This window comes from Neorhizobium sp. P1_A6 (assembly GCF_056406795.1).
Window position 1 is genome coordinate 243168 of record NZ_JBFTZM010000010.1, and the last position, 7157, is coordinate 250324.

A 7157-nucleotide genomic window follows, 5' to 3' on the forward strand; every position below is an offset into this window, starting at 1 on the left:
ATCGTTAGCGCCAGCATACTAACACGAAAAGATGGAAGCCCGAGTTTGCGTTAGCAAGGGCAAATTTAGCGGTTGGTCCACGCCATCGCCTGCGCCGCATAGCGGGTCCCGGAAAATTTCTCAGGAGCAAGCAGGTCGCCAAGCGTCTTAAGCTCGTCCGCCGAGAGCGAAATTTCCGTCGCCGCGACGTTCTGTTCCAGGTGCGGGATTTTTCTGGCGCCGGGGATGGGCACGATGAAATCGCCCTGGGCGAGAACCCAGACCAGCGCCAGCTGCGCCGCTGTGACGCCCTTCTGGACTGCCATGGCCTCCAGCATCTTCACCAGAGCGGCGTTGGCGGCCATGTTCTCGGCGCTGAAGCGCGGCAGCGTGTTGCGGAAGTCGTCCGGACCGAAATCCTCCGGCTTCTGGATCTTGCCGGTCAGGAAACCGCGCCCGAGCGGGCTGAACGGCACGAAACCGATATTCAACTCGCGGCAAGTGTCGAGGATCTCGCCTTCCGGCTCGCGGGTCCAGAGCGAATATTCGCTCTGCAGCGCCGTGATCGGGTGGATCGCATGGGCGCGGCGAATGGCGGCGGCACCCGCCTCGGAAAGCCCGAGCGCGCGCACCTTGCCTTCCTTCACCAGTTCGGCCATCGCGCCCACCGTATCCTCAATCGGCACGTTCGGGTCGATGCGGTGCTGGTAGAAGAGATCGATCACCTCGACCCCGAGGCGTTTCAGCGAGGCTTCTGCCACTTCGCGCACATGTTCCGGCCGGCTGTCGAGGCCGGACATTGCCCGCGCGTCGGAGGCATTCGGGTCGATCTTGAAACCGAATTTGGTGGCGATGACCACCTTGTCGCGGAAGGGCTTCAGTCCCTTGCCGAGCAGTTCCTCGTTCTTGAAAGGACCGTAGACTTCTGCCGTATCGAAGAAATTGACGCCGAGATCGACGGCGTGGTGCAGGGTCCTAATCGCTTCCTGTTCGTCCTGGCCGCCGTAACCATGGCTCATGCCCATGCAGCCGAGACCGACGGCGGACACGGTAAGTTCTTTTCCAAGCTTCCTCATTTCCATGAGAGCCTCCTTTTGTGATCGCAGAAAACTGACGGGCATCTCGTGGCGCCCGCCGAATTGATCAGGCGCCGGCCTCGTTGAGCAGCTTCATCTGGTCGGCCGAGAGCGTCAGGTTGCCGGCGGCGATGATCGCGCCGAGCTGGCCGACGCTGGTGGCGCTGGCGATCGGCGCGGTGACGCCGCGGGTCTGGATCAGCCACGCGAGCGCGATCGAGGCGACCTCGGCATTGGTTTCGACCGAGACCTCGTCGAGGGCTGCGAGGATGCGCAGGCCCTTGTCGTTGAGATAACCGAGCGCCTTGCCGCCGCGCGCCTTGCCCTCGGTGTCGGCCTTATCGCGGTATTTGCCGGTCAGGAAGCCGGAGGCGAGGCCGTAGTAGTTGATGACGCCGATCTCTTGGCTTACGCACAGATCCGCAAGCGGGCCTTCGAACGTGTCGCGGTCATAGAGATTGTATTGCGGCTGCAGCACGTCGTAGCGCGGCAGGCCGGCTTTCTTGGCAGCGTCGAAACTATCCTGCAGCATTTTCGCGTCGAGGTTGGAGCAGCCGATCGCCCGGATCTTGCCCTGTTCCTTCAGCTTGGCGAAGGCGCCGAGCGTCTCCTCGTAGGGCACGGTCTCGTCCGGCCAGTGGGCGAGATAGAGGTCGATATGGTCGGTCTGCAGGCGACGCAGGGAATTTTCCACCTCTTCGAGGATCCACTTGGCCGACAGGTCCTTCTTGCCCTGGCCCATGTCGGATCCGACCTTGGTGACGATGATTGCCTTGTCGCGGGAGGTGCCGCCGCTCTTCAGCCATTTGCCGATGATCGCTTCGGACTCGCCACCGACATGGCCGGGCACCCAGCGATTGTAGCTGTCGGCCGTATCGATCGTGTTGAAGCCGGCATCGAAGAACCGGTCGAGGATGTCGAACGACGTCCTCTCGTCGGCGGTCCAGCCGAACACGTTGCCGCCGAGAACGACGGGGGAAATGGAAAGGCCGGTCCGGCCGAGTGCGCGCAGCTCCATGATATTCCTCCAAAATTTTTAAGTGAGTGGGATGAGCCTGGGAAAGGAGCCTGAGATTAGCCGATGTTCCGCCGCCGACCAGCCCCTATTTTGGGCGGACGATCACTTTTTCAAGCGCCGCATTAGGCATGCCGTTGCGTGGGTGTCGGCAGGCCAATAAGGTGCGGCAACAATGCCATGGGGAGGTTCACATGCTGCGTTTCGGAATCCTGTCGACTGCCAGGATCGGTCATGAACAAGTGGTGCCGGCGATCCAGGATGCGGAAAATTGCGTCGTCACCGCCTTTGCCAGCCGTGATCTCGCCAAGGCGCGGGCGCTCGCCGACCGCTTCGGTGCCCCGCACGCCTTCGGTTCCTACGAAGAGATGCTGGCCTCCGACGTCATCGACGCCGTCTATATTCCGCTGCCGTCCAGCCAGCATGTCGAATGGTCGATCAAGGCCGCCGAAGCCGGCAAGCACGTGCTGTCCGAAAAGCCGATCGCGATCAAGGCGAGCGAGATCGAGGACCTGATCAAGGTGCGCGACCGCACCGGCAAGCTGATCTGCGAAGCGTTCATGGTCACTTACGCACCGGTCTGGCTGAAGGTGCGCGAACTGCTGAGCCAAAAGGCGATCGGCGAGTTGAAGCACGTGCAGGGCTCGTTCAGCTATTTCAACCGCGACCCGTCCAACATGCGCAATATCCCGGAACTCGGCGGCGGAGCCCTGCCGGATATCGGCGTCTATCCAACGATCACCACACGTTTCGTGACCGGCCAGGAACCGCGGCGGATACAGGCGCGGGTGGAACGCGATCCCGGTTTCGGCACGGATATCTATTCCAGCGTCAAGGCGGATTTCGGTTCATTCGAAATGACGTTTTATATTGCCACTCAGATGGCCGCCCGCCAACTGATGGTCTTCCACGGCACCGAGGGCTACATCGAGGTCAAGTCGCCGTTCAATGCCGGCCGCTGGGGCGCTGAGGAAATCGAGCTCACCAATCAGAACCATGCGGTGTCGCAAATCTTCCGCTTCCCCGATAGCCGCCAGTACAAGCGCCAGGCAGAAGCCTTCGCGAAGGCAGTCAAGGGTGAGCCGGTCGAAGTCGTGACACTCGAGAATTCGCTGAAGAACCAGAGGTTCATCGACGCCATCTACCGTGCTGGCGGCCACGACGGGTGGGAAACGGTCTAGTCCCGCCAGCGACGGATGCGGTAGAGCCCGAAACCGCCGAAGACGAGCGCGCAGGCCCAGGCGAAGCCGAAATGCACGAGCGGCTGCACCTGCGGCGCGCGTGACGCCAGCGCTGCGAAAATTCCGTAGTTCAGCACAAGGCCGATCGTGACGAGCGGCCAGAAACCTGGCTGGCGCACGTGATCCGAAGCCGGGCGCAATATTCTATGCAGGGCCAGCGCAGCAACAAGACCGCCGCTCAGCGACATTAGGCGGTCTACAAGTGTGCCGGCCTCGGTCTCTGTGGCCAGGACCTGCAGTAGCAGTGCATCGATAATGATCAGCAGCACGAGGAGAATGGCAAACCGGGCGCGGCTGGTCATCGTGCGGTCAGCCGTTGATGGCCAGCAGACCGGCAAAGATCAGCACGGTCCCAAGCGCATATCGGAACGTCAGCGGTTCGCCGAAGAAAAGCTGCGCCAGCAGCGGCACGAAACAGAATGTCAGCCCCATGAAGGAATAGGCGAGCGTCAGCGGCACGGATTTCAGCACATAGATCCAGACGACCGTGCCGAAACCGTAAAGCGCCAGTGCGGCGAGCAGCACCGGATTGGCGGCGAGCGCGAGGAGCCCGCGCACCGAAAAGTCACCGGCGGTGGAGCTGGTCATCTTGAACAGGACCTGGCCCATGGCGATCAGCAGCGGCGTTCCGAGAAGCCCGAGCCAGGTGATAGGGGAAAGCGAGGCGAACATCGAATATCCTCAGCCCGGCCGGTCTTCGCTGTAGAAGATGTCGCGGCCGATATCCTCGCAGACATAGACCTCCGGCACCGGATGGGCGGCGCGCAGGAAAGAATGGGTGTAGGCGAAGAAGTTGAAATGCGGGTTGAACGTGTAGCGGGATTCCCGTTCGCGGGGCACGACGATGATCAGCCGCTTTCTGGCGATCCGCCTGAGTTCCGCAATCGCCTCCCTGTATTCCAGCACATGCTCGATCACATGGGTGCAGACTACGGTATCGAACTCGCCGTCGGCAAACGGCAGGTCCTCAATCTTGGCGGCGACATATTCGACACCTTCGATCGCGGCCGCATCCTCGACGACGAAATCGACGCCGACGAGACGCGTGAGTTCGGGATGGGCGGCGCGGATATGGGTGAGCAGCGCACCGGTGCCACATCCGACGTCGCAGACGCTTGTGCCGGTAATCATCGAATTGATCCGCCGGATGCAGGCCGCCGAATTGTCCGTGCCCTCATGGACGCGCGGATGGTTGCGGTAGAGGTCCGCGTATTCCTCCTCCGTCAGGAACGGCGCCCGCTCCCGAAAACTGGCGAGATGGCTGATATGGTCGCCCCAGACGCGCTTGGCGAGCCAGAGGAAAAGCGGCGAATCCCTGAGGATCGGCGGCAGCAGGTCTTCGATGACGAAGCGGATGCGGTTGGTGGTTTCCCGGTTCATGCGGCTTTGGTCCTGCGCCGCTCGGGCTTGGGTCCCCGGACCGCGATCTGTGCCGGATCGGCGACATGCACGCTGGCCGGCAGGCTCATGTAGTGGATACGAAGCTGTTCGGCGCGGGCGCGCGACACGGAATCGAGTATCAGGCCGGCGGTGAAGATCAGCAAGGAAACCAGCATCAGCACCAGCGAGAACACCCAGGTGGGCATGCGCTCCACGAGGCCGGTCTGGAAATAAGCAACCAGGACCGGCGCCATGAAGATCAGGCTCGCCGCCATGAAGGCGCCGCTGATCAGGCCGAAAAAGGCGAACGGCCGCGTTTCCTTCATCAGCATCGCGAACATCCAGAGGATCCTGGCGCCGTCCTTGAAGGTCGAGAGCTTGGAATGCGAGCCTTCGGGCCGCCTTCCGTAATCGAGCTCAATCTCGCAGACCGGCAGCTTCAGCAGCGAGGCATGCACCGACATTTCGGTCTCGATCTCGAATCCGCCGGAGACAGCCGGGAAACTCTTCACGAACCGGCGCGAGAAGGCCCGGTAACCGGAGAAGATATCGGTGAAGTCGGACGCGAACATCGTCCGGTAGAGGAAGTTGAACAGCCGGTTGCCGGCCGCATGGCCCTGCCGACCTGCATCCGCATGCACCCCGCGCCGGGTGCCGACCACCATGTCGGCGCGCTCGGTCAAGAGCGTGCGGACCAGTTCCTCCGCATCCTGCGGCGTATAGGTGCCGTCCCCGTCGGCCATGATGTAGATATCCGCCTCGATGTCGGCGAACATGCGGCGCACCACATGGCCCTTGCCCTGCCGGCGCTCGCGCATGACGAGGGCGCCCGCGAGCATCGCCTGGAGTGCGGTGCCATCCGTGGAATTGTTGTCGTAGACATAGATCCGGGCACCGGGAAGCGCCTCGCGGAAACCGCGCACCACGCCGGCGATGGTCATCGCCTCGTTATAGCAGGGCAGCAGGATCGCGATGTCGAAATGGCCGGTCAGGGCGTCGGTCATGTTTTTCACTCGATACACGGAAAACCGAACGCGGGAATTTCCCGTGCCGCAGGCTTTACTATTTCTTGGGAAGGTTAAGGCTAGGTTTCCTCAACCCTCGAACAGGCGAAAAGTCCGCACCAAGATGACGGAAAACATGGCAGACAGATCCCTATTGAGGGCGGCAGGCCAGCCCGCTGTGCCGCTACTGTCGCGGCTTCTGCCGGCGGTGGTCCTTTATGCGGCCATCGCCGCCGTCATAGCTCTCGCGTTTTTTCTCTCGGATGCCAAGGATTACGTCGGAGCCGACAATGACGACGTCATGCGGCTCGTCGAGATCAGGGATTTTCTCGGCGGCCAGAACTGGTTCGACCTGACCCAGTACCGGCTCGGTATCGAGGGCGGCACACTGATGCATTGGTCGCGGTTGATCGATCTGCCGATCGCGCTGCTGATCCGGCTGTTTTCGCTCTTCCTATCCCCGGGCAAGGCCGAAGCCGTCGTCGTCACGATCTGGCCTCTGCTTCTGGCGCCGCTTCTGCTCCTGCCGCTCGGCCTGGCTGTCCGCAGACTGGCCGGCGTTGCGACCATGCACATCGCGCTCGGCCTTGGGGCACTGTTCGTCCTCGGCTGCGTCCGCTTCAAGCCCGGTTCCGTCGACCACCACAACGTCCAGCTCACGCTCGTCATGTGGATCGCCGCCATGCTGGTCGATCCGCAGAAGCGCGCATCGAGCTATGTCGTCGCTGCCGTCGCCTGCGCGCTGGCATTGGCAATCGGGGTCGAAACGACACCTTTTGTTGCCGTCGTTTGCGTCTGCGTCGCGCTTCAGTGGGTTTGGCATGGCCAGGCATTTTCCCGGCCGGCCCGTTTCTTCGGCCTGTCGCTGGCGTTGTCCGTCTCGGCGGCTTTCTTCCTGACGATCCCGCCGCGCGCCTATGCGGTCGTCACCTGCGATAACTTTTCGCTCGGCTTCTATGCCCTTTCCGCACTGGGAGGAGCTGCGCTCTTTCTCCTCGCAAGCCCGCCGAAACAGCGCAGTCGCCCTTTCCGTGTCGCCCTGGCGGGTGTCACCGGCGGGGTGCTGCTGCTGACGGCCCGCGTCATCGCGCCGCAATGCCTCGGCGATCCGCTCGGCACGCTCGATCCGCTATTGGTCGAGCTATGGCTGAACGGTGTCACGGAAGCACGCTCGGTCTTCGCCGAAGCCCAGGCAGAGCCGGAAATGGTCGGTGGGTTCTACGCCGTTGGGCTCTTTGCGATCGTCGTCTGCCTTGTCCGCAGCCTGAAACGCGAGGAGACGGAACTCCATCTCATGCTGCTGGCGCTGATCGGGGCATCATGGGGAATCGCGCTGCTGCAGGTGCGGGGCGCTTTCTTTTCCAATATGCTGGCCATCCTGCCGTTGTCGCTGCTGATCACCGATCTGCGGCGCGCCTCCGCGGCCGATCCCGAGAACCCCAGCACGGCCTTTGCCTATATC

At 62.4% G+C, this 7157-nt stretch carries 8 protein-coding genes; 2 read left to right on the top strand and 6 right to left on the bottom strand.

The annotated features are described in order from the left end of the window. Window positions 1-65: 65 nt before the first annotated feature. Window positions 66-1061 carry an aldo/keto reductase gene (locus AC1D3C_RS20925; RefSeq protein WP_477484181.1) on the bottom strand — a complete coding sequence of 332 codons (996 nt, stop codon included), beginning with the start codon at window positions 1059-1061 and terminating at the stop codon, window positions 66-68. A 61-nt stretch (window positions 1062-1122) separates the two neighbouring features. Continuing rightward, window positions 1123-2073: an aldo/keto reductase gene (locus tag AC1D3C_RS20930; RefSeq protein WP_477484182.1), complete on the bottom strand. Its 951-nt coding sequence runs from the start codon at window positions 2071-2073 to the stop codon at window positions 1123-1125. Window positions 2074-2264: 191 nt separating this feature from the next. On the opposite strand from AC1D3C_RS20930, the gene AC1D3C_RS20935 reads away from it, so the two are divergent. Beyond that, the gene (locus AC1D3C_RS20935) at window positions 2265-3251 is read left to right on the top strand and encodes a Gfo/Idh/MocA family protein (protein ID WP_477484183.1); all 987 of its coding nucleotides are present in this window, start codon (window positions 2265-2267) and stop codon (window positions 3249-3251) included. Here the strand turns inward: AC1D3C_RS20935 and AC1D3C_RS20940 are convergent. From AC1D3C_RS20940 to AC1D3C_RS20955, 4 genes are read right to left on the bottom strand one after another with little or no spacing between them, the layout of a single operon-like run. After that, window positions 3248-3613, bottom strand: a complete 366-nt coding sequence (locus AC1D3C_RS20940) for a hypothetical protein (protein WP_477484184.1) — start codon at window positions 3611-3613, stop codon at window positions 3248-3250. The two genes, AC1D3C_RS20935 and AC1D3C_RS20940, sit on opposite strands and share 4 nt — an antisense overlap. Window positions 3614-3620: 7 nt before the next feature. After that, complete coding sequence (locus AC1D3C_RS20945; RefSeq protein WP_477484185.1) at window positions 3621-3983, bottom strand: EamA family transporter; 363 nt, start codon at window positions 3981-3983, stop codon at window positions 3621-3623. Between the two features lie 9 nt (window positions 3984-3992). Further along, window positions 3993-4691 carry a class I SAM-dependent methyltransferase gene (locus AC1D3C_RS20950; RefSeq protein WP_038548320.1) on the bottom strand — a complete coding sequence of 233 codons (699 nt, stop codon included), beginning with the start codon at window positions 4689-4691 and terminating at the stop codon, window positions 3993-3995. Continuing rightward, window positions 4688-5695 (bottom strand): glycosyltransferase, encoded by a 1008-nt coding sequence (locus AC1D3C_RS20955; protein ID WP_477484186.1) that lies wholly within the window; start codon window positions 5693-5695, stop codon window positions 4688-4690. Before AC1D3C_RS20955 ends, AC1D3C_RS20950 begins: the two co-directional genes overlap by 4 nt. Window positions 5696-5831: 136 nt before the next feature. On the opposite strand from AC1D3C_RS20955, the gene AC1D3C_RS20960 reads away from it, so the two are divergent. Continuing rightward, the coding region (locus AC1D3C_RS20960) for a hypothetical protein (RefSeq protein WP_477484187.1) at window positions 5832-7157 on the top strand (1326 nt) is incomplete at its 3' end.